This window comes from Novosphingobium sp. PhB165 (assembly GCF_004341845.1).
Lineage (GTDB): Bacteria > Pseudomonadota > Alphaproteobacteria > Sphingomonadales > Sphingomonadaceae > Novosphingobium.
In genome coordinates, this window is sequence record NZ_SLVB01000005.1 from 238,307 (window position 1) to 259,269 (window position 20,963).

The 20,963-nt window shown below is 64.8% G+C and carries 19 protein-coding genes; 7 read left to right on the forward strand and 12 right to left on the reverse strand.

Annotated features, from left to right (window positions below; genetic code table 11):
* Positions 1–18: 18 nt before the first annotated feature.
* Positions 19–192, reverse strand: coding sequence for a hypothetical protein (locus tag EDF56_RS25950; RefSeq protein ID WP_165912205.1), 174 nt, complete (start codon positions 190–192; stop codon positions 19–21).
* Between the two features lie 133 nt (positions 193–325).
* On the opposite strand from EDF56_RS25950, the gene EDF56_RS15580 reads away from it, so the two are divergent.
* Together EDF56_RS15580 and EDF56_RS15585 are read left to right on the forward strand one after the other, a co-directional pair.
* Positions 326–1,318: a phosphatase PAP2 family protein gene (locus EDF56_RS15580; protein ID WP_243652628.1), complete on the forward strand. Its 993-nt coding sequence runs from the start codon at positions 326–328 to the stop codon at positions 1,316–1,318.
* A gap of 102 nt (positions 1,319–1,420) precedes the next feature.
* On the forward strand, positions 1,421–1,696 hold the full coding sequence (locus EDF56_RS15585; RefSeq protein WP_132389009.1) for a LysR family transcriptional regulator: 276 nt from the start codon (positions 1,421–1,423) through the stop codon (positions 1,694–1,696).
* A gap of 185 nt (positions 1,697–1,881) precedes the next feature.
* Here EDF56_RS15585 and EDF56_RS15590 read toward each other — a convergent pair whose 3' ends face one another.
* From EDF56_RS15590 to EDF56_RS15605, 4 genes are all read right to left on the reverse strand, one after another.
* Positions 1,882–4,557, reverse strand: coding sequence for a TonB-dependent receptor (locus EDF56_RS15590; protein WP_165912206.1), 2,676 nt, complete (start codon positions 4,555–4,557; stop codon positions 1,882–1,884).
* A 457-nt stretch (positions 4,558–5,014) separates the two neighbouring features.
* On the reverse strand, positions 5,015–6,475 hold the full coding sequence (locus EDF56_RS15595; RefSeq protein ID WP_132389013.1) for an efflux transporter outer membrane subunit: 1,461 nt from the start codon (positions 6,473–6,475) through the stop codon (positions 5,015–5,017).
* On the reverse strand, positions 6,468–9,659 hold the full coding sequence (locus tag EDF56_RS15600; RefSeq protein ID WP_132389015.1) for an efflux RND transporter permease subunit: 3,192 nt from the start codon (positions 9,657–9,659) through the stop codon (positions 6,468–6,470). The genes EDF56_RS15595 and EDF56_RS15600 overlap by 8 nt, the downstream gene beginning before the upstream one ends.
* A gap of 3 nt (positions 9,660–9,662) precedes the next feature.
* Positions 9,663–10,712 carry an efflux RND transporter periplasmic adaptor subunit gene (locus tag EDF56_RS15605; RefSeq protein ID WP_165912207.1) on the reverse strand — a complete coding sequence of 350 codons (1,050 nt, stop codon included), beginning with the start codon at positions 10,710–10,712 and terminating at the stop codon, positions 9,663–9,665.
* 267 nt (positions 10,713–10,979) lie between these two features.
* On the opposite strand from EDF56_RS15605, the gene EDF56_RS15610 reads away from it, so the two are divergent.
* From EDF56_RS15610 to EDF56_RS15630, 5 genes are all read left to right on the forward strand, one after another.
* The gene (locus EDF56_RS15610) at positions 10,980–11,558 is read left to right on the forward strand and encodes a TetR/AcrR family transcriptional regulator (RefSeq protein ID WP_132389019.1); all 579 of its coding nucleotides are present in this window, start codon (positions 10,980–10,982) and stop codon (positions 11,556–11,558) included.
* 257 nt (positions 11,559–11,815) lie between these two features.
* The gene (locus tag EDF56_RS15615; protein WP_132389021.1) at positions 11,816–12,805 is read left to right on the forward strand and encodes a bile acid:sodium symporter family protein; all 990 of its coding nucleotides are present in this window, start codon (positions 11,816–11,818) and stop codon (positions 12,803–12,805) included.
* 252 nt (positions 12,806–13,057) lie between these two features.
* Positions 13,058–14,371 (forward strand): glucose/galactose MFS transporter, encoded by a 1,314-nt coding sequence (gene gluP, locus EDF56_RS15620; protein WP_132389023.1) that lies wholly within the window; start codon positions 13,058–13,060, stop codon positions 14,369–14,371.
* Between the two features lie 125 nt (positions 14,372–14,496).
* Positions 14,497–14,817 (forward strand): PilZ domain-containing protein, encoded by a 321-nt coding sequence (locus EDF56_RS15625; protein WP_132389025.1) that lies wholly within the window; start codon positions 14,497–14,499, stop codon positions 14,815–14,817.
* A gap of 169 nt (positions 14,818–14,986) precedes the next feature.
* Complete coding sequence (locus EDF56_RS15630; protein ID WP_132389027.1) at positions 14,987–16,255, forward strand: MFS transporter; 1,269 nt, start codon at positions 14,987–14,989, stop codon at positions 16,253–16,255.
* 10 nt (positions 16,256–16,265) lie between these two features.
* On the opposite strand, the gene EDF56_RS15635 is transcribed toward EDF56_RS15630, so the two are convergent.
* The 7 genes from EDF56_RS15635 to leuC all read right to left on the reverse strand — a co-directional run bounded on the left by EDF56_RS15635 (position 16,266) and on the right by leuC (position 20,911).
* Entirely contained in the window at positions 16,266–17,057 is a 792-nt protein-coding gene (locus EDF56_RS15635) for an NUDIX domain-containing protein (protein WP_132389029.1), read from the reverse strand.
* A 400-nt stretch (positions 17,058–17,457) separates the two neighbouring features.
* Positions 17,458–17,787, reverse strand: coding sequence for a Grx4 family monothiol glutaredoxin (grxD, locus tag EDF56_RS15640; RefSeq protein ID WP_132389031.1), 330 nt, complete (start codon positions 17,785–17,787; stop codon positions 17,458–17,460).
* Between the two features lie 29 nt (positions 17,788–17,816).
* Positions 17,817–18,050, reverse strand: coding sequence for a BolA family transcriptional regulator (locus EDF56_RS15645; RefSeq protein ID WP_132389033.1), 234 nt, complete (start codon positions 18,048–18,050; stop codon positions 17,817–17,819).
* A 12-nt stretch (positions 18,051–18,062) separates the two neighbouring features.
* Positions 18,063–18,380 (reverse strand): DUF1476 domain-containing protein, encoded by a 318-nt coding sequence (locus EDF56_RS15650; protein ID WP_132389035.1) that lies wholly within the window; start codon positions 18,378–18,380, stop codon positions 18,063–18,065.
* Between the two features lie 328 nt (positions 18,381–18,708).
* Positions 18,709–19,308 carry a 3-isopropylmalate dehydratase small subunit gene (leuD, locus tag EDF56_RS15655; RefSeq protein ID WP_132389037.1) on the reverse strand — a complete coding sequence of 200 codons (600 nt, stop codon included), beginning with the start codon at positions 19,306–19,308 and terminating at the stop codon, positions 18,709–18,711.
* Complete coding sequence (locus EDF56_RS25955; RefSeq protein ID WP_165912208.1) at positions 19,308–19,469, reverse strand: hypothetical protein; 162 nt, start codon at positions 19,467–19,469, stop codon at positions 19,308–19,310. Before EDF56_RS25955 ends, leuD begins: the two co-directional genes overlap by 1 nt.
* An 8-nt stretch (positions 19,470–19,477) precedes the next feature.
* Positions 19,478–20,911: a 3-isopropylmalate dehydratase large subunit gene (leuC, locus tag EDF56_RS15660; RefSeq protein WP_132389039.1), complete on the reverse strand. Its 1,434-nt coding sequence runs from the start codon at positions 20,909–20,911 to the stop codon at positions 19,478–19,480.
* Positions 20,912–20,963 lie beyond the last annotated feature (52 nt).

A 20,963-nucleotide genomic window follows, 5' to 3' on the forward strand; every position in this document is an offset into this window, starting at 1 on the left:
GCATGCCCAGAACCCTGATTAGCCAGATTGGCCGCCGATAAAATTCGGGAGCGGGATGGCGGCGGCGAGGCAATCGAATGCCGTTGCGCCGATGCGCCGGACGAACTGCAACACGGTCTTGCCGAAGCGCCCGGTTTCCCCCAACATACATTTCAGCTGCCGGTTTCGAGCGCCTTCGAGTATCCGGTTCATCCATCCTTAAGCGTGACTCGGGCTGGTCGCCACCCACGTCGCCGTCTGCCCTCATACCTGCCCTGGACATACCGTAATGACTTTGATGCAGCCGTCCTGGCCCGTGCCCTCCACCGCAGGCGTGGATTCAGCAATGGCCGATGAGCTTGTTACGCCCGCGCTGGCGGCCGTGAGGGAGGCCGGGCCGTCCATCACGCGGCATTTCCTGACCGCGCTTTTGCTCAGCCTGTTCGCGCTCTCTGCCTTGATGCATGCCGCCGGGCTGCACATCGACCCCTGGCGTGCGGGTAATCTGCCGTACTATGCGGCCGGGGCGGTACTGCTGTCGCTGCGCTTCGGATTGCCGCGCACGGCGTGGCGGCACGCGGTGCCGGTTGCGCGCTTCTGCGAATATGCCGGGCTGTTCACGCTGATTTCGCTGATGGGCGCCACCGCGAGCTATCCGGTGGCGGCGCTGACGCACGGCTATGCGGATGTCGCCTTGCAGCGCGTGGATGAGGCTCTGGGGTTCAACTGGCTGGGCTGGTACCGCACGGTGGCCGCCCATCCCGTACTCCAACTGTTGGGGACGGCAGCCTATCGCAGCATCTATGTCACGCCCGCGCTGTTGCTATGGGCCAAGGCACGGGCCGGGCAGCATGCAGAGGCCTACCGGTTCATTGCCGGGTTCTGGCTGGCGGCGGTTATTACCCTGGCCGTGTTCAGCCTGATGCCGGCGGTCGGGCCGTTCTCCCACCTGTGGCATGGCGCGATCCCCTACATGCCTGAGAGCGAGCTTTGGCAGTCCGGCCTGATCCCCGCGCTGCGGGCGCACAGCGTGCATATCGTCGATCTGGCGAAGCTGCGCGGTATCGTGTCGGCGCCCAGCTTCCACACGGCGGCGGCGGTGCTCTACATCGTTGCGGCGTGGCGCATGCCGTCGATGCGCTGGCCGATCGTGGCGCTCAATGTCGCGATGCTGCTGTCCACGCCGGTAGAGGGCACGCATTATCTGATCGACATGCTGCTGGGCGCGGTTGTGGCGGTGGTTTCGCTGGCTCTGATCGGTTTCTACGAGCGCATGCAATTCGCTATGGCGCGGCGTGACAGGGCAGGGGCTCCAACCTCCGTGGCTGCCGCGGGGTGAAGGCCAACGTCGCCGGGTGGCTCTTCGGGGCACCCGGCGCGCGTTCTGCGATCCGCATATTCCGTTTTCCTACAGGCAGGCCGCTGCGATAATTTCGCGGACATGATCCCGACAGACAGCGCCGCTCCGAAGTCCCGCCGCTCCAATGCCGACTATCGGTGGACCCGGGCGAAGATTCTTACTTTTCTGCATGCGCTGGCGCGCACGACCTCGGTCGCTGCGGCGGCGCGGCATGTCGGCATGAGCCGCCAGTCCGCCTATCGGCTGCGCGCGCGATTGGGGAAAGAGTTCGCCGATGTGTGGGACGAGGGCCTGCGCCTCGGCGCGGCCCGCAAGGTGACAGTTTCGATGCAAGGTGACAGGCGCGGCGCAAGGTGACGGTTTTGGGCCAGGACCGTGTCAACAGTGTCAACTGTGTCACCTTGTGCGGGCCGACGCGGGCCGGGAAAGGGCCACGAAAAAAGGGGCGCCGGGAGGAGTGGCGCCCCTTTTCGAGGTTGGGCCCGCTTGGGCAGGCCGGGTATCGGGCCCCGATGGAGGCGGGGCCCAAACCGTGATCGGTGTCAGTACTTGAAGGTGACGTCCGCGAGGTAGCTGCGGCCGTACTTCTCGTAACGGGCGATCTGGTCGGGGTCGTTGTTCCAGTAGAACCGCGCCGCCTGGTTGGTCAGGTTGTTGGCCTGGAGGCGGACCGAGATGCTCTTGTTGATCGCATAGGAGATGCTCGCGCCCAGCGTCGTCTCGGATTCGAGGCGGGTCAGCTGCGAGGAATCCCAGCCGTAGATCACGGTGTACGGGCTGTGATGCTTGAGCGCCACGCGGGCATCGATGCCGTGCGCCGAGTACCAGAGATCGACCTCGCTGGTGAACTTGGTCAGGCCGACGCCGGGGAACGGATTGCTGGCGGGTGCCAGTTCCTTGATGTTCGAATCGACGTAGCTGGCGTTGGCGTAGATGCCGAAGTTGTTGAGCCCGATGAAGTAGAACGGGGTCTGGATCGTGCCTTCGATGCCGGCGATGTGGCCGCCCTTGCCGTTGGCCGGCGCGGTGATCTGGTAGCTGTTGCCGCCGATGATCTGCTGCGTCTGGGTGTAGCCGATGTTGCTCGACACATCCTTGTAGTAGCCCGCCAGCGCGAAGAGCGAATCCTTGTGGAAGTACCACTCAAGCGAGAGGTCCGCCTGGTTCGCCATGAATGGCTTGAGCTGCGGATTACCGCCCGAGCCGGTGTTGGTCGGCGGGAAGTAGCTCAGCGCGAGGTTGGCGCGCAGCTCGTCAAGCGGCGGACGCGACATCACGCGGGCAATGCCGGCGCGCAGCTTGAGCGTGTCGGTCAGGTCGAAGTTGAGGTTGAGGCTCGGCAGCGCGCGGAAGTAGGTGTTGTTCTCGCGGATCGGCGCGGTCGTGGTGACGTTCTCCTGGAGAGCATCGTCCCACGAGGTGACGGATGAGATCGCGTCCGAATGGGTCGAGACGTTGACGAAGCGCACGCCGAGGTTGCCGGTGAAGAACGAACCCTTGAAGTCCGTCATCACGTAGCCTTCGAAGTTGTCTTCCTTCACGCGCCAGTACTGGGACTGGTCCTCAACCGGATCGGCGAGCGTGAGATATGCGGCCGCCAGATCCTTGTAGTTGCCCCAGATGAGGTTGGGCACGTTGAAGGTGCCGACCGAGAACTCGGTGAGCTGCGCGGGATCGATCGAGAGATCGCCGCCGGTGTTGGTCGAAACCGCAGCCGTCGAGGCGTGGTAGCTCTTTACGCGGTTCGAATAGCGCATGCCCACGCCGAAGCCGGTGAAGAAGCCGTTGTCGAGGTGGCGATAGGCGTCGAACTGCGCGGCGCCGAGGTCGTCCTGAAGGCGCTGCGGGCCGTCGAACTGGCCGGCGAAGTAGCTCGGCACCGTCTGGTTGGTGACGTCGCCCGGGTTATTGCTGACGGAGACCGTCGGTACCACGTTGCGGCCCGTCGAGAACGTCGTCGTGTCGGGGTAGGACTCGGTGTAAATCGCGCCCCAGGTGTTGTCACGGCGTGCACGCGAATAGGACGCGTCGAACTTCGCGGTCCAGTCGCCATCGTCGTACTTGGCGTTGAAGCCGGTGACGAAGAGGTTCTTGTCCTCGGTGTACTTGGCGATCGCGTTGGTGACCGACGAGAAGTTGTTCAGCGTCGCGCCGGTGATCGTGTTGCCGGACAGCGTGTAGTTGCCGTCCTGATAGATATCGTCCGGGCCGCCGATGGTGCCGCCCCAGTCGCCCCAGCCGTTCGAATTGCCGTACCACTGCTGAGCCTGGTTCTCGTCGATCTTCACCTTGGAATAGAGGACATCGAGGTTGATGTCCCACTCGGTGGTCGGCTTCCACTGCAACGCGCCGGTGGTCGACCAGCGGGTTTCCTTGAGGCCGTTGACCTCGGTCTGCGCGCCCCAGGGAGCGTTGATCGGCTCGCCATTGAGGGTCGGCGGGCTGCCGGTGTCGACCGTGTTGTAGCCCCAGCCCTGGAACGAGTTGAAGCCGTTCTTCTGGCGCTGGAAGGTGCCGCCGACGACCACGGCGAGGTTGTCGGTCAGGCGGCCGACATACTGCGCGCTGCCGCGCGAGCCCCAGCCCGAATAGTCCGGAATGTCCTTGCCGCCGTCGTTGTAGAGCGCGCCGGCGCGTACGGTGAGCGCGGGCCCCGAATAGTCGAGCGGGCGCACGGTGCGGATGTCGATCGTGGCGGCGACGCCGCCGGCGATCAGGTCAGCCTGCTGCGACTTGTAGACGGTCACACCCGAGACGATTTCGGACGGATAGATTTCCCAGCGGACGTTGCGATCGGGCTCGGACGAGGCAACCTCGCGGCCGTTGATGAGGCCGAGCACGAGGCGCGGACCAAGGCCGCGCACGGCTGCCTGGCTGGCATTGCCGCGATCGCGCGTGGCCGTCACGCCCGGCAGGCGGGCCAGCGAATCCGCGATGGTAACGTCGGGCAGGACGCCGATGTCCTTCGCGCTGATCGTTTCGGTGACGACGGTGGCGTTGCGCTTGGCGTTGATGGCGTCGCGCAGCGAAGCGCGCAGGCCGGTGACGACGATGGCGTCGCTGCTCGAGTCCTGGCCCGAATTCTGGTCAGCTGCCGCGTCGGCCGCCCCGGAATTGGTCGACTGCGCAAGGGCAGGCTCGATGAAAGTGGTTTGGGCAAAAAGCGCGATGGCGAGCGCGCTGGACGCACGCAAGGCGTTGCGAAGATGCAGGTACACGTATCCCTCCCGATAGACTGCTGTCTTATTTATAAGATAATTATATTTGTCGGACATGAAAGTCAACGGGGCCGGGCATTGTGGCTTTTTGGTGTAGCGTTAAATCGATATTTTACAGATATTTATGATGGATAGCGTGGCCTGAGGGGCGGTTGCGATACCGCTATCACTCCGAGAATGACGATTCGCGATTTAACACCGCTTCGCGCGGGCGTGAGCGCCCCTCGACAGCCAGGCGCTCCTTGGTCTGGCAAGTTGCATCAACGCCGGATACCCTGCCGGTCAGGAGGCATTCGGCACCCATGACGGGGCGAAATGAATAGGGCGCAGGGATGGATGATCCCTGCGCCCCAATGGTATTCGCGCGGCCCGAACCAGCATAGGGCGGGTCCACGCGGGATCTGTCAGGTCGAACGAAGCCCGGCGGAACAGGGTGATCCGGACCTGAGCTACAGAGCTATTGCTCCGGCTGCTCGCCCGCTGGCTTTTGCGCAATTTCCTCCTGCCCGCCGCCCAGCGCGGCGTAGAGGCTGACGGCGTTCTGCAATTCGGTGGCGCGCAGCTGGATCAGTGTCTGGTTGGCCGAAAACAGGCTGCGCTCGGCATCCAGCACTTCGAGGTAGATCGAGATGCCGTTGTCGTAACGCAGGCGAGCTGCATGGGCGAGGCGTTGCTGGGCCTCTACCGTACGCTGCTGGATCTCGATCTGCTCGGCATAGTGCTGGCGAGCCACGAGCCCGTCGGAGACTTCGCGGAAGGCGGTCTGCACCGTCTTCTGGTAGGCGGCGGTAAGCTCTTTCGCCTGCGCTTTGCTGAGCTTGAGTTCCGCCTCGCGCTTGCCCCAGTTGAAGATCGGCAGATCTACCGATCCGCCGTAGTTCCAGCTCTGGTTCGCACCCGTAAACAAGTTCGACAGTCCGGTGGAGGCGAAGCCGAAGGCGGCGGTGAGCGAGATCGTCGGGAAGAATGCCGCCCGCGCCGCGCCGATATTGGCATTGGCCCCGCGCAAGTTGTGCTCGGCCTGTTGCACGTCCGGCCGGTTGATCAGCAGGTCCGAGGGCAGGCCCGGTGCGATCGGCAGGAGCTGGTCAGACAGACCAAGACCGCTGGGCAACGTCGTGGTGACCGGGCCGCCGACCAGCACGTCCAGCAGGTTGCGTGCCTGCTCGGTCGTGCGCTGGAGGTCGGCCAGTTCGCTTTCGGCCTGCGTCTGGAGCAGCACCGCCTGATCGTAATCGACCGTGGAGGTGACGCCCGCATCCAGCCGCAGCTTGGCGATGCGCACGCCTTCGCGCCGCACGTCGATGCTGCGGCGAGCGAGTTCGATGCGGTCTTCGCCGCTGCGGATGTCGAAGTAGGTGGCGGCGACTTGCGCGATCAGCGAGATGCGGAAGGCGCGCGCACCCTCGACCGAGGCCAACCACGACTGGCGCTGCGCTTCGCTGAGATTGCGCACCCGGCCCCAGAGATCCAGCTCGAACGAGGTCACGCCGACTTTGGCGTTGAATTCCGAGTAGTTGATCCCGTTGGGCAAGTCCGTTCCGCCGGCTTGCCCGGTCGCGCCCAAAATCGACATCGGCGTGCGCTGGCGGGTGCCGGTGCCGTTGACGCCGACTGCGGGAAGGCGGTCGGCAGCCTGGATGCGGTACTGCGCCCGCGCCTGATCGATGCGGGCGTAGGACTGCGCGAGGTCGCGGTTGCGTTCGAGGGCGGTGGCGATCAGCGTCTGGAGACGCGGATCGCGGAAGAACTCGCGCCAGCCGAGCTCGGTGGCGAGAGGCGTGAGTTCTTCGCGCGAAGGGGCATTGGGGAAGGCATCCGAAACCGGCGCGACCGGCTGGCGATACTGCGGGGCGAAATTGCACCCCGACAGGACCGTGGCCAAAGCTGCGGAGATGAGGAGGGCGTGCTTACGCATGTTCGCCTCCCTCGCGCTCGCGCTGTTCAAGCCAGATGGCATCTTCCCCTTCGGGGTCGCGGCGCTTGCTGAGGTGCTTGCGCGCGAAGTTGTAGAACACCGGCGTGAAGAACACGCCGAGCAGGGTGGCCGCGATCATGCCGCCCATGACGCCGGTGCCGACAGCCTGACGGCTGGCCGCGCCCGCGCCGCTTGCGATCACCAGCGGCACCATGCCGAGGATGAAGGCAAGGCTGGTCATCAGGATCGGCCGCAGGCGTTGCCGGGCCGCTTCCACGGTGGCGTCGTCGGGGGAACTGCCTGCATCCTCGTCCTCGATCGCGAATTCGACGATCAGGATCGCGTTCTTCGCGGCAAGGCCGATGATCGTGATGAGGCCGATGTTGAAGTAGACGTCGGCGGATAGCCCTCGCAGCAGCGTGAAGGCCACGGCGCCGAGGATACCGAACGGCACCACCATCAGCACCGAGATCGGGATCCCCCACGAGTTGTAGAGCGCCGCCAGCAGCAGGAACACGACGATCACGGAGAGGCCCAGCAGCGCGCCGACTTGTCCGCCGGCCTGCTTTTCCTCGAAAGCGGTGCCGGTCCATTCGAAGCTGAAATTGCCCGAAAGGTGACGGTTCGCGATCTCTTCCATGATCTCCAGCGCCTTGCCCGAGGACTGGCCAGGGGCGGCCGTGCCCGAGATCGTCAGCGAGGGGTAGCCGTTGTAGCGTTCCACTTGGATCGGACCGGATTCCCACTGCGCGCGGGCGAAGGCGCTGAACGGGACCATTTGCCCGTTACTGCCGCGCACTTGCAACGCCATGATGTCGTCAGGCGTCATGCGGGCATTGGCATCGGCCTGAAGGTAGACGCGCAGGGTGTTGCCGTCGCGGGTGAAGTCGTTGGCGTAGTAGGAGCCGAAGCTGATCGCCAGCGTCTGGTTCACGTCGTTGATCGACAGGCCCATGGCGCGCGCCTTGACCCGGTCGATGTCCACGTAAAGCTCAGGCGCATCGCCCTGTCCGTCAGGACGAACTTGCGCGAGCACCGGGTTCTGTGAGGCTTCCGCGATGATCGCATCGCGCGCGGCGACAAGTCCTGCGCGGTCGGTGCCAGAGCGGTCCTCGATCTTCATCGAGAAGCCGGTGGCGTTGCCGAGTGCCTGAATCGCCGGCGGATTGAGGGCGAAGACCGTGGCGCCGGTGAGGCCGGAAACGAACTTCTGCGTCTTGCCGATCAGGGACGTGACCTTGTCGTCGGAGTGCTTACGGTCTTCCCACGGCTGGAGATCGACGAAGGACAGCGCCGCGCTCTGGCTCTGGCCGTAGAAGTTGAAGCCGATCAGCGAGACCACGCCGCGCACTTGTGGCTGCTTCTTGAGGAACGCCTCGGTCTGCTCCACCACGGCCTGCGTACGCTGCATGGTGGCGCCGACAGGGGCGTCGAAGTTGATCATGAAGTAGCCCTGATCCTCGTCGGGCAGGAAGCCGCCGGGCAGGCGCGTGAACAGCAGCCCGGTCATGACCGCCATCACCGCGAAGACCGCCAGCCAGCGGACCGGCGCGCGCATCATGCCGTCGACTTGATGGGTGTACTTGTCGGTCGCGCGGCCGAAGCGTTCGTTGAACCAGCGGAAGAAGCGCGGCAGCACTCCGCGCCAGCCCGCCGGGGGCTCGGCCTTGTGCTCCGCGTCCGGGTGATGCTTGAGGAGGGTGGCGCAAAGCGCGGGCGTAAAGGTGAGCGCCAGCAGCGCCGAACAGAAGATCGAGACGGCCAGCGTGACCGAGAACTGGCGATAGATGCCGCCGGTTGAGCCGGGGAAGAAGGCCATCGGGATGAACACCGCGATCAGCACCAGCGTGATGCCGATGATCGCGCCGCGAATCTGGCCCATTGCCTTGATCGTGGCGAGGCGGGGCGGGAGGTTCTCCTCGGTCATGATGCGCTCGACATTCTCGACCACCACGATGGCGTCATCGACGAGGATGCCGATCGCCACCACCATGGCGAATAGCGATAGCGTGTTGATGGAGAATCCGAACAGCAGCAGGCCAAGACAGGCGCCGAGCAGCGCGATCGGCACCACCACGGCCGGAATGATCGTCGCCCGCCAGGATTGCAGGAACAGGTACATCACCAGGAACACCAGCACCATGGCTTCGACCAGGGTGTGGATCACCGATTCGATCGAGGCATTGATGAACGGCGTCGAATCGAACGCGACGTGCCATTCCATGCCCGGCGGGAAGTTCTCCTGAAGCTGCGCCATGCGTGCGCGCACCGCCGTGGCGGTCGCCACGGCATTGGCGCCCGAGGCGAGCTGTACGCCCATGCCGGCGATTTCCTTGCCGTTGAGGCGGGCCTTGAACGTGTAGTTCTCGGCGCCCAGCTCGACACGGGCAACGTCGCCCAGCCGCACGGTCGAGCCGTCCTGGTTCGACTTGACGATGATTTCCTGGAACTGTGCCGGTGTCGAGAAGCGGCCGCGCGTCACGATCTTGGCGGTGAACTCGGTCTCCTGCGTGACCGGCTGCTCGCCGATGCCGCCGCCTGCGACCTGGCTGTTCTGCTCCTGCACGGCGCTCAGAACTTCGCCGGGGGTCAGCGAAAAGGACGTGAGCTTGACCGGATCGAGCCAGATCCGCATCGCATATTGCGATCCGAACAGTTGCACGTCGCCCACGCCCGGCACGCGCCGGATCTCGTTGACGATGTTGTTGTTCGTGTAGTTGCCGATCTCCAGCGGGGTCAGCGAATTGTCGTCCGACGAGACGCCCAGCACCATCAGGAAGCCCGATGTGTTGTCGGTCACCTGAATGCCCAGTGCGCGCACTTCAGCCGGAAGGCGGGATTCCGCGCGGTTGAGGCGGTCCTGCACTTCGACGCGGGCAGCGTTTAGATCGGTGCCCGACTTGAAGGTGAGGGTGATCTGCCCGGTGCCGTTCGAACGGCTGGCCGAGCTCATGTAGAGGAAGCCGTCGATGCCGTTCATCTCACGCTCGATCACCGAAGTGACGTTCTTGTCGAGCGTTTCGGAATCGGCGCCGGTGTACGTGTAGGACAGGTTAAGCGCCGGCGGGGCAACCGAGGGATACTGTTCGATCGGCAGGTTGAGCAGCGCGATCAGGCCGCCCAGCGCGATGAATGCGGCGATGACCCAGCCGAAGACCGGCCGGTATACGAAGAAGCGGTTCATGCCTCAGTGCCCCTGCTGGGGCTGCTGCGGGGCGGCCTTCTGCGCTTGTGCCGCGTCCACTGCCTTCTGGCCCGGGCGCAGTTTGGCCCAGCCGTCGACGATGATACGCTCGCCGGCCCTGAGGCCCGACATGACGATCCATTCCTTGCCGAGCAGGGTGCCGAGCCGGATCGTCCGCGCCGTCACCGTGCCGTCCTTGCCCATGACCGAGACCTGGGCGTCGTCGCCCCTGAACTGGATGGCGCGGGCAGGCACGAGAATGCCGCCTTCGAGTGTGCCGAGCTTGAGGCGGCCACGCACGAACTGGCCGGGGAACAGCAGACCCTGCGAATTATTGACGAAAATGGCGCGCACGGTCTGGCTGCCGGTTTCGGGCGCAACCACCGGGCTGGTGAAGTTGAGGTGACCGACCGGGCCGTATTCCTGCCCGTTTTCCAGCACCAGCTTGACCTCGATCGTTTCGAGCGCGGGCAAGTTCAGCTCGCCGCTGCGCACTTTGGCGAGCAGGTCGAGGATCGAGGCATTTGAGGCGGAGAATACCGCATAGACCGGGCTGGTCTGGTCCACGCGCGTCATCAGCGTGCCCGAAGTGCCGCTGACAAGCGCGCCCTCGGTCACTTCGGCGGCGGAAACCCGGCCCGAGATCGGCGCATCGACCGTGGTGTAGCCCAATTGCAGCTTGGCCCGGTCCAGCGCGGCGCGGGCCTCGGCGACTTGCGCGGAAGCCTGGCGGAGATCGGACTGTGCCTGATCGTATTCCTGCGCGGAAACGGCGCGTTCGTCGATCAGCGGGCCATAGCGCAGCACGATCGAGCGGGCGTTCTGCTCCGCCGCAATCGAGCGCTGGAGCGAGGCAGAGGCGGACTTGACCTGCGCCTGGTAATCGCGCGGATCGATTTGAAACAGCGGCGTGCCGGCGTTGACGAAGGCGCCTTCGTCATAGAGGCGGCGCAGCACGATACCGTCGGTCCGCGCGCGCACTTCGGCAGAACGCACGGCTTCGATGCGGCCGGGCAGTTCGACGATATTGGGGACGGGCTGAGCCCGGATCACCATCGATTCCACAGCAACCGGGGGCGCTTCGCCCTGCTTTTGTTCGCCACCGCACGCAGTGAGGACGAAGGCACTCAGGAGCGCAACGTGGCGCAGCCTGCTGATTTTGGAAGACAAATTTTCACCATGAGCTGGTTTCGGGAGGCTCTGAGCGGCGTCCATATCGCAGTTGCGGTAAGCGGACAAGGGGTGTCCGCTTGCGTTGCCAAATTGTGACGGCATGGTATGGGACCACCAGGGTGAGAATGGGCGTGGGGACGGAGAATCATGCGCGCCGACGCGAGAAAACATCGACAGGATCTGATCGAGGCGGCCGCGCTCGTTTTTGCCGCGAAGGGCCCTACCGCGCCTTTGCAGGACGTTCTGGCGGTGGCTGGGTTGGGCCGAGGCACGCTCTACCGCCACTTCGCGGATCGCGAGGCGCTGATCATGGCGGTTATCGAATTCGAGGTGTTCCGCACTTTGGCCGAAGTGGAGACCCGCAAGGGTGATCCCGCGCTTTTCGAGGATTTCCTCGAAAGCCAGAGCCGGGCTTTCGCCGTCCACATGCCGGTCTTCATGAACTTCGACGAGGGGCGATTGGCGGCTTTCGTCGAATCGGTTGGCCCGACGTTCGATCGCATCATTGCCATGGTTCTGGAAACGGCCAAGGCTCTGGATCAGGTCCATTCGGACCTCGGTGTCGAGGATCTCAAGCTGGCTATCGAGATGCTCAGCATGGCGCGCGGTTCGAAAAGCGTGGTGCCGGAAGACGTCTCCTATGCGCGCGGTGCCGCGCTGCTGTTCGGAGGCATCCGGCCGCGCCCGACCGGCGAGGCGGCGAAGACCACCCCCAGCATTCAGTAAGGCGGCGTGCAACAGTCGCATGCCGGTCCGGGACCGGGGCACTAACCGGGCTCGTCTCCGGCTCCGGGAAATCGGATGGCGGACAGTTTGTCCAGTCGAGCCTTGGGCTGCATATTGTTCTCCCGGTCGCACGTCCGTGAGGAGGCCGCCATCGGGGGGATGGGCGGTGTTATGCAGGATACATGGCAAGGCTCGGCATGCAAAGGCCGGAAAGCAAGGGCTTTTGCAGCGCGCCGCGAAGTCCTAGAGGGGCGGGTATGAACCGCCTTCTCGCCCGCCTGAACATCGATCCCTATCTCTTGCTGCTGGTCTCGACCGTGGGGCTTGCCTCGGTGCTTCCGGCGCGCGGCATGTGGGCGGGGATCGCGGGCGGCGCGGCGGATGCAGGCATCGCGCTGCTGTTCTTCCTCCACGGCGCCAAGCTGTCGCGGCAGGCGATCCTCGACGGCGCGCGGGCGTGGAAGCTGCACCTGACCGTGGCCAGCCTGACTTTCGGGATCTTCCCGTTGATCGGGCTGGGCGTCAGCGCGATACCGGGGCTGGAGCCGTCGCTGGCGATGGGCGTGCTCTATCTGACGCTGCTGCCCTCGACGGTGCAGTCATCGATTGCCTTCACCGCGATTGCCGGAGGCAATGTGGCGGCGGCGGTGTGCAGTGCTTCGTTCTCCAACCTTGCGGGGATTTTCGTGACCCCGGTGCTGACGGCAGTGTTCATCACCGGCAAGACGCAGGGCTTCTCGACCGATCCGATCATCGCCATCGCCGTCCAACTGCTGCTGCCGTTCGTCGCCGGGCATCTGCTGCGGCCGTGGATCGGCGGCTTCGTGCAGAAGCACAAGAAGCTGGTGGGCTACACCGATCGCGGTTCGATCCTGCTGGTGGTCTACACGGCGTTCGGTGCGGCCGTGCTCGAAGGGCTGTGGCAGAAGGTGACTCTGGCCGAACTCGGGCTGATTGCGGCGCTGTCGCTGGGGATTCTGGCGGTTGTGATGGTGGTGGGCAATGTGCTCGGGCGGGTGCTGGGCTTCAACCACGCGGACCGGATCGTGATCCTGTTCTGCGGTTCGAAGAAGAGTTTGGCGACCGGCGTGCCGCTGGCAGGGGTACTGTTTCCGCCTGCTCAGGTGGGGGCAATCATCCTGCCGCTGATGTTCTTCCATCAGATCCAGTTGATGGTCTGTGCGGTGCTGGCGCGGCGGATGGCGGCGCAGGCTGAGGCTGAGGGGGATCCGGTGGCGGCTGAGTAGGTTGGCCTCCACTCCCGTCCATTCCACTCCGCTCATCCTGAGCCTGTCGAAGGATGGAGGCCTTGCGCCACGCTCGCAGGGGCTTCGACAAGCTCAGCCTGAGCGGGATGGGATAGGGGTGAGGTGAGGTCAGGTGAGTAGCCCGCCAGCGCACCGCAAAAGAACGCCCCGGCAACAAAGACTTGCCCGCCGACCGCTAAATGCGCAGACAGGAGTCCAGAAACGAATCCCTCCAATTCGAGGCAGGCGTCCATGGCCCTGAAGGATTTCGCTCCGACCAGCACTGACCCTGAAGCCGATCCGGGAGCTGAACTCACCAGTTCCGGCCATATCAATGCTCCGGGACTTCAGGTTTTCGTCTTCGCGCTGTTCTTCATATTCGGCGGCGTAACCGCGCTTAACGGCGTGCTGATGCCGAAGCTCAAGGCGATCTTCGTACTCGACTATACCGAGGCGATGCTCGTCAATACCGCCTTCTTTGCAGCCTATGCCGTGTTGAGCGTGCCCGGTGCCGGACTGGTCAAACGCATCGGCTACATGCGCGGCGCAGCGCTGGGGCTGTTGGCGATGCTGGCCGGGTGCCTGCTTTTCGTACCTGCCGCCACCGGAGCGACTTTCGCGCTCTTCCTCCTCGCGCTGTTCGTGCTGGCGAGCGGAGTTACCCTGATTCAGGTCGTCGCTAATCCGCTGATCTCGCTCCTGGGGCCATCGCGCACGGCATCGTCGCGGCTGAATTTCGCGCAAGGATTCAATGCCCTCGGCGCCACGGTCTTCCCGCATTTCGGCGCGGTGCTGATGCTGGGCGGCCTGGCTTCCGTGAACGAGACCGCGCTTTCGGGCGCGGAACTGGAGGCCTATCGCTCGGCCGCGACGCAGGCCATCGCCCACGGCTACCTGATGGTGGCCGCCGCCCTTGCGGTCATCACCGCAGCCGTATGGTTCAACCGCAACCGCATCCCGGGTGAGAAGCGTGAGGGCGGGCCGATTTTCCGGAGCTTCAACCTCCTGCTGCGCCCGCGTTTCGCTTTCGGCGCAATCTGCATCTTCCTCTACGTCGGCGTCGAGAACGCCATTGCCTCGCTGGTGGTGAGCTGGATGGGGCAGTCGCAGGTACTTTCGCTCGATCCGCAGACGGCCGGCACGCTGCTACCCTGGTACTGGGGCGGGGCGCTGATCGGGCGCTTCGTGGGTTCATGGGCGCTGCGCTTCGTCAGTGCCGGCAAGGCGCTGGCGACCGTCGCGATCGGCGCCGTGGTGCTGCTCGCGATCGCGGTGGGTTCCACCGGCACCGTTGCGGGCGTGGCGTTCCTTGCCACGGGCCTGACGAACGCGATTATGTTCCCAACGATCTTCAGCCTTGCCTGCGAAGGGTTGGGAGAGCGCACGCCGGAGGGCTCCGGCGTGATCTGCACGATGGTGGTGGGCGGCGCGGTGATCCCGCCGCTGACCGGGCTCCTTGCCGACAGCAGCGGCAGCCTCTCGCTTGCTCTGGCCCTGCCGGCGCTGTGCTATGCGGTGATTGCGCTGTTCGGCTGGAGTGCGCGCCGCTCGCTTGAGGTCGAGTAACGATCGTCTAAAAGTTTATTTCAATATCAAATTGTTGTCTGAATTTCCCGAAGAGATGGTTGGCAATACTCGGGTCTGTCCGACGATTAACACTTGTTAAACTGTGGGCATGTTAGCTTTCCGACATGTCTTCCTCGGATCTCCCTCGGCAGGCGTATCGTCGGGCCATTTCGCTGACAGCACAGTGTCGGACGCAGAACGGGCTGCGCGATCAGGGTGAGATTTCCGACATTTCCGCTCAAGGGTGCTGCGTGCGCGTACGCGGGCTGCTGTTTCGCGTGGGTACCCGCGTGGTGATCCGCCCGCAGGGGCTTGAAGGCCTGACCGGCATAGTGCGTTGGGCAGATCGCGATTTTGCCGGAATCGAGTTCGACCGCGCCATCTATCAGCCGGTCGTCGATCATCTGTTGCGCCAGCACGGACTTGCCACGGTCGAGTGGCTTTAGGACGTAGACTCCGTCCGGGCGACATCACCTTCCCAGTACACGGCGCTTCGCTGCGGCGGTATTTGCCGCACCGCTGGTGAACACGCTCGCCACGCGGCGGTGAGCGCCTAGGCTCCCCTCTTCCAAAGGCAAGCAGCCCGGCAAGAGGCCGGCGAGTCGGGAGAGAGTAATGGCACTGGATGCCGACAACGCCGGGGGCATGCTCGCGGACGCATCCCCCAACCATCCGCTGGCAAAGCGCATGGGTGTGATTGCGGGACTATCGCATAACTTCGTGATCGGCACGATCATGGGTGCCTTCAGCATCATGCTGGCGCCCGCCGAGCAGCGCCTCGGCATCAGCGCGGAGGCGGCAGCTGCCGGCATTCCGCTGGTGCTGGTCGGTTCTTCGATTCTGGCGCCGTTCGTCGGGGTGTTGATCGCCAAGGTTTCGCTTCGGCTGATCATGCTGATCGGTGCGCTGCTGGCAGCCTGCGGCTTCGCGCTGCTGGGGCTGACGCATAGTTATGTGCTCTATCTCGTGGCTTACGGGCTGTTGCTGGGCCCGGCGATGAGCCTTGCCGGCTCGATCGCTCCGGCAACGCTAGTGACGCGCTGGTTCGGCCGCAACCGGGGCTTGGCGCTTGGCCTTGTGCACTTGCCGGTGGTGATCGCGATCACCCCCTGGCTGGCGGAGCGCGGGCTGCGGGTCTTCGACGCGCAAACGATCTACTTTGCGATCGCCGCTGCCATCGCGCTGGTGCTGGTTCCTGCCAGTCTCTTCGCGATCGACCATCCTCCGGGCGGCGAGACGGTCGCCCCGGTGGCGGCCGGCAAGCGGACGTCGGATGGCTCGCTCAGCGTTGGCCAGTTGCTCGGCCGCCCGCGTTTCTGGGCGATGTGCCTCGCGGCCATCGCCAGCATGGCCAGCTCGGTCATGCTTGGCTCGCTGCTGGTGCCGATGGGTCAGTCCTGGGGCTTCACCCGCGCCGAATCGGCGCTGCTTCAGTCGCTGATGTCGCTTGTGGGGATCGCCGGTTCGATCCTGTTCGGCTGGATCGCGGACCGGCTCGGTGGCGGCCGTTCGCTGGCGCTGATCGGCTTCGACTGTGCGCTGCTGTGGGGTCTGCTGCTGCTGCACCCGCCCTTCGCGGTTACGGCCATCGTGATCGGCCTGATCGGCCTGCACGGGGCAGGGGCGATCCCGACGCTTGGGCGCGGCCTTTCGGATGCCTTCGGGCAGGCGAGCTACAGCCGTGGTTTCGGACTCAACACGCTGATCGGCTTGCCGTTCATCGCATTCTCGGTGATCGGCTCGGCCAAGGTCTTCACGGCGAGCGGCAGCTACGACGGCGCGATCATGGCGATGGCCGGCTTCTTCGCGGTGGCCATGGTGCTGGGTCTTTATGCCGCCGGGGGGCGTATCGCCCGCCCGGCAGTGGAAGTCGCGCCGGCCTGACGGCGCGCGCTCAACCGCGTTGTGCGGTCGCTCTCGGCTGCCCGTCCACCGGGTAGCCGCGGTCGGCCGGGATCGTCAGCCACTCGGCCCCGTCACGGATCTCGATCCGGGGATGAATGCGGCGGACCGGGTGGCTCGCGATATCGCTGAGGGCCTCGGCGTGGCAGGCGAAGCCGGCCAGGCGTTCGAGATTGCGGCGGGTCGGGAAGATCACGGAGATTTCGCCCCGGTCGGCCATGGCGAGCGCTTCGGCTGCGCTGGCCCAGAACAGGCGGGTGTTCTCGGTGGCGTCCACCTGCACATCGACCGCGCCGGTGCCAAGGTCGATCACGAAGAAGCGGGTGTCGAAAGCGCCTTCCCATGGCGGGCACCAATGCGCGAAGAAGGCGAGCCGCTCGGGCGCGAGCTGCCATCCGAAATGATCGAGCACGGGCGCCAGTCTCCCGTCTTCAAGCAGCATGCGCCGTGCCTCGGCCGCTTCTGCAGCGGTGACGGGTGCATGTGTGGCCACCATCAACCCCGTTTCTTCCAAGGTCTCGCGAATGGCGGCGATGCGTCCGGCGGCGATCTCGATGGGTTCGTCGGGCAGAATGGCGCGGGCCAGTTCGCGGTCAGCGTCGTCGACCCGGCCGCCGGGGAACACCGCCGCGCCGCCGGCGAAGCGCATTTCCTTGGCGCGCTGGACCATCAGGAGTTCGGGCGGTCCTTCAGCCGAAGTTCGAAAGATGACGAGCGTGGAGGCGGGTATCACTTTCGGGCCGTCTGGCGGCATCGGTTGATCGCTGGGCGGTGATGTATCCATGGCCGCAGCCTCGCGCGCGCGCGCGAGGCTGGCAAGCCGAATTGTCCGCCGGGGTCGGCAGGGCGGCAATTCGTCGCCACGGCGGCAACCATATCCGGCAACCATTGTCGGTGATTTTTACAACAGCAGATCCGCCGAGGATGGGGAGAAGTATGAAAATGGCTGAATTTGGCCGATTTTTGAACTTGGCACGCCTTGTGCTTATATACTTTCGTACCCCCGAGTAGTCTCGACTGAGACGGGGCCGAAAGTCTCCCGGCCCCGTCTCCCCGAGCCTCTCCCCTCCTGAAATCGCTGAAACCGGGCCTCTGGCGGGGCGTCGTCCTGCCGCGTGCATACAAAAACGCCCGGAAGTTTCCTCCCGGGCGTTCGTGAATGCGATACTGGCTTGTGGCGGGGATCAACCCTGCGTGGCAAGCCCGGCGTCGATGAAGAGCTGATGCAGTTCGCCAGCTTCGTACATCTCCATCATGATGTCGCTGCCGCCGACGAATTCGCCCTTCACGTAAAGCTGGGGGATCGTCGGCCAATCCGAGAAGGCCTTGATGCCCTGGCGGATTTCCATGTCCTGCAACACGTCGACGCTCTCATACGTGGCGCCGAGGTGATCGAGGATCGCGATCGCGCGGCTGGAGAAGCCGCACTGCGGGAACAGCGGGGTGCCCTTCATGAAAAGGACGATGTCGTTATTGTTTACAATCTCGCCGATGCGGGCGTTGACGTCGGACATTGTTCGAAACCTTCAGAAACGTACCGACGTCAGTTGGGAACGGCGGTGGTAAGTTGCAAGGCATGGAGCACGCCGCCCATGCGGCCGCCCAGTGCTTCGTAGACCATCTTGTGCTGGGCTACACGCGGTTTGCCGACGAAAGCGGCGCTGGTTACGCGCGCGGCGTAGTGATCGCCGTCGCCGGCGAGATCGGTGATTTCGACCTGAGCGTCGGGCAGGGCCTCACGGATGAGCGCCTCGATCTCGGTTGCGGACATGGCCATGGCGAGGTTCCTTCAGCCGAGGAAAGCGCGGCGGGCTTCGACCTGCTTGGTCTCAAGCGCGGTGCGCACTTCGGCTTCGCTGGTGTCCACGCCGGCGGCGGTAAGGTCGCCGATGAGCTTGCGGATCACGTCTTCGTCACCGGCTTCCTCGAAATCGGCCTGGACTACGGCCTTGGCGTAAGCCTCGGTCTCGGCGTGGGAAAGCGCCATGCGCTCGGCCGCCCATTCGCCCAGCAGGCGGTTGCGGCGGGCCTGAATGCGGAACTGGATGTCGGCATCATGCACGAACTTGGCCTCCTCTGCCCGCTCGCGATCCTGGAAACTCGTCATCAGGCACCCTTTGGTAATACACTGCCACGGTAGGATTAGCACGTGCCGATAGGGCGAGGACGGATTGCGTTCAATCCTGTTTCGCAGAATGAGTCGCAAAAGCGACACGACGCTGATTGGCGCGAGATCTCTGCGGCACCAGCCCGCTCCTCCACCCGACCTCCCCTACGGGGTAGAATCTGGGAGGTCGGCCCCCTCAGCGAAAAGGTCCCCCGGACCTTTTTCGTGTCCTTCGGGACGGGAGCGGGCTGGTGCCGCAAGCCATTCGCGGATGCGAATGGCGCACCCCAAAAAGACTCGGGCCGGTGCCGCGAAAGGTGTCTTTATCTTACGCTGTCGCCGGCGTGCGGGCGAGGAACGGCAGGTCCGCCTTGGCCTTCGCCTCGTAACCGGAAATCTGCTTGCCTTGCGCCATCGTCAGGCCGACTTCGTCCAGCCCTAAGAGCAGGCAGTGCTTGCGGAAGGCGTCGATTTCGAACGTCCAGCGGTCCTGGAACGGTGTCGTTACCGACTGGGTCTCCAGATCGATGTCGATCGGCTGTTCGGGCGCGACTTCCATCAGGCGGTCGATCGCGTCCTGCGGCAGTGCCACGGTCAGGATGCCGTTCTTGAAGGCATTGCCCGAGAAGATGTCCGAGAAGCTGGGCGCGATCACGCAGGTTACGCCCATGTCGAGCAGGGCCCAGGCGGCATGCTCGCGGCTCGATCCACAGCCGAAGTTGTCACCCGCGATCAGGATCGGCGCGCCCGCATAGTCGGGATCAGTGAAGACGTTGCCCGGCTCTTTCTTGACAGCCTCGAACGCGCCTCGGCCAAGGCCTTCGCGGGTGATCGTCTTGAGCCAATGGGCGGGGATGATGACGTCGGTATCGACGTTCTTGCGCCCGAACGGGATGGCCCGTCCGGCGACATGGGAGATCGGCTGCATCAATCGGTCTCTGGTGCCTTCTCGGGGTGAAGCGGCTTTTCGGCGCGCGCCTTGCGGCGCTTCACGAAGAGCAGGGCGGCGGCGATGGCGGCCGAACCGATGGCGGCGCCGGCGGCGATCGCGGCCTTGCCGGCGAGGTCGTTCTTGGTTTCGTCGGACATATCGTGCTTTATCCCATCAGTTCGCGCACATCGGTGAGCTTGCCGGTCACGGCCGCGGCGGCGGCCATGGCGGGGCTCATCAGGTGGGTACGGCTGCCGGGGCCCTGGCGGCCAGTGAAGTTGCGGTTGCTGGTTGAGGCGCAGCGTTCGCCCGCCGGAACCTTGTCCGGGTTCATGGCGAGGCAGGCCGAGCAGCCGGGTTCGCGCCATTCCAGACCCGCGTCGATGATGATCTTGTCGAGGCCTTCGGCTTCGGCCTGCGCCTTCACGAGGCCCGATCCGGGGACGACGATCGCCCACTTCACGTTATCGGCCTTGTGGCGACCCTTGAGCACTTCGGCGGCGGCGCGAATATCTTCGATGCGGCTGTTGGTGCAGGAGCCGATGAAGACGTTCTGCACTTCGACGTCGGTCAGCCGGGTGCCCGGCGTCAGGCCCATGTAATCGAGGCTGACCTTCACCGCGTCGCGCTTGGAGGCATCGGCGAAGTCTTCCGGGGCCGGGACGATGCCGCCGATGGCGGACGTATCCTCGGGGCTGGTGCCCCAGGTCACGGTGGGCTGGATTTCCTCGGCACGGATGAAGACGGACTTGTCGAACGTCGCGCCTTCGTCGGTCGCCAGGCTCTTCCACCAGGTGACGGCCTTGTCCCAGTCCTCGCCCACGGGCGTGTAGGGGCGGCCTTTCAGATATTCGAACGTGATGTCGTCCGGCGCGATCAGGCCGGCGCGGGCGCCGCCCTCGATCGACATGTTGCAGACGGTCAGGCGGCCTTCGACGGACATTTCCTCGAAGACGTTGCCGCGATACTCGATCACGTAGCCGGTGCCGCCGGCCGTGCCGATCACGCCGATCACGTGCAGGATCACGTCCTTGGGGGTGACGCCGGCGCCCAGCGTGCCCTCGACGCGGACTTCGAAGCTCTTCGAGCGCTTGAGCAGCAGCGTCTGCGTGGCGAGCACGTGCTCCACCTCGCTGGTGCCGATACCGAAGGCGAGGGCGCCGATGCCGCCGTGGCAGGCAGTGTGGCTGTCACCGCAGACGATCGTGGCTCCAGGCAGCGAGAAGCCCTGCTCGGGGCCGACGACATGGACGATGCCCTGTTCGGCATCGGTCGAATCGATATAGCGAATGCCGAATTCGGGCGCGTTCTTCTTGAGCGTGGCCAGTTGCTGCGCGCTCTCGGGATCCGCGATGGGCAGCACGTGGCCTTCCGCGTCCTTGCGGGCCGTGGTCGGCAGGTTGTGGTCGGGCACCGCGAGCGTAAGGTCGGGGCGGCGCACCGGGCGTCCGGCCACGCGAAGGCTCTCGAAGGCCTGCGGGCTGGTCACTTCGTGAACGAGGTGACGGTCGATGTAGACGAGACTGGTGCCGTCATCGCGCGTGTCGACGACGTGGGCGTCCCAGATCTTCTGGTAAAGGGTGCGCGGCGTGTTGGTCATGATGAAAGGGCGATTAGGCGTGCCTGCCCGGCAATTCAAGGGGGACGGGCAC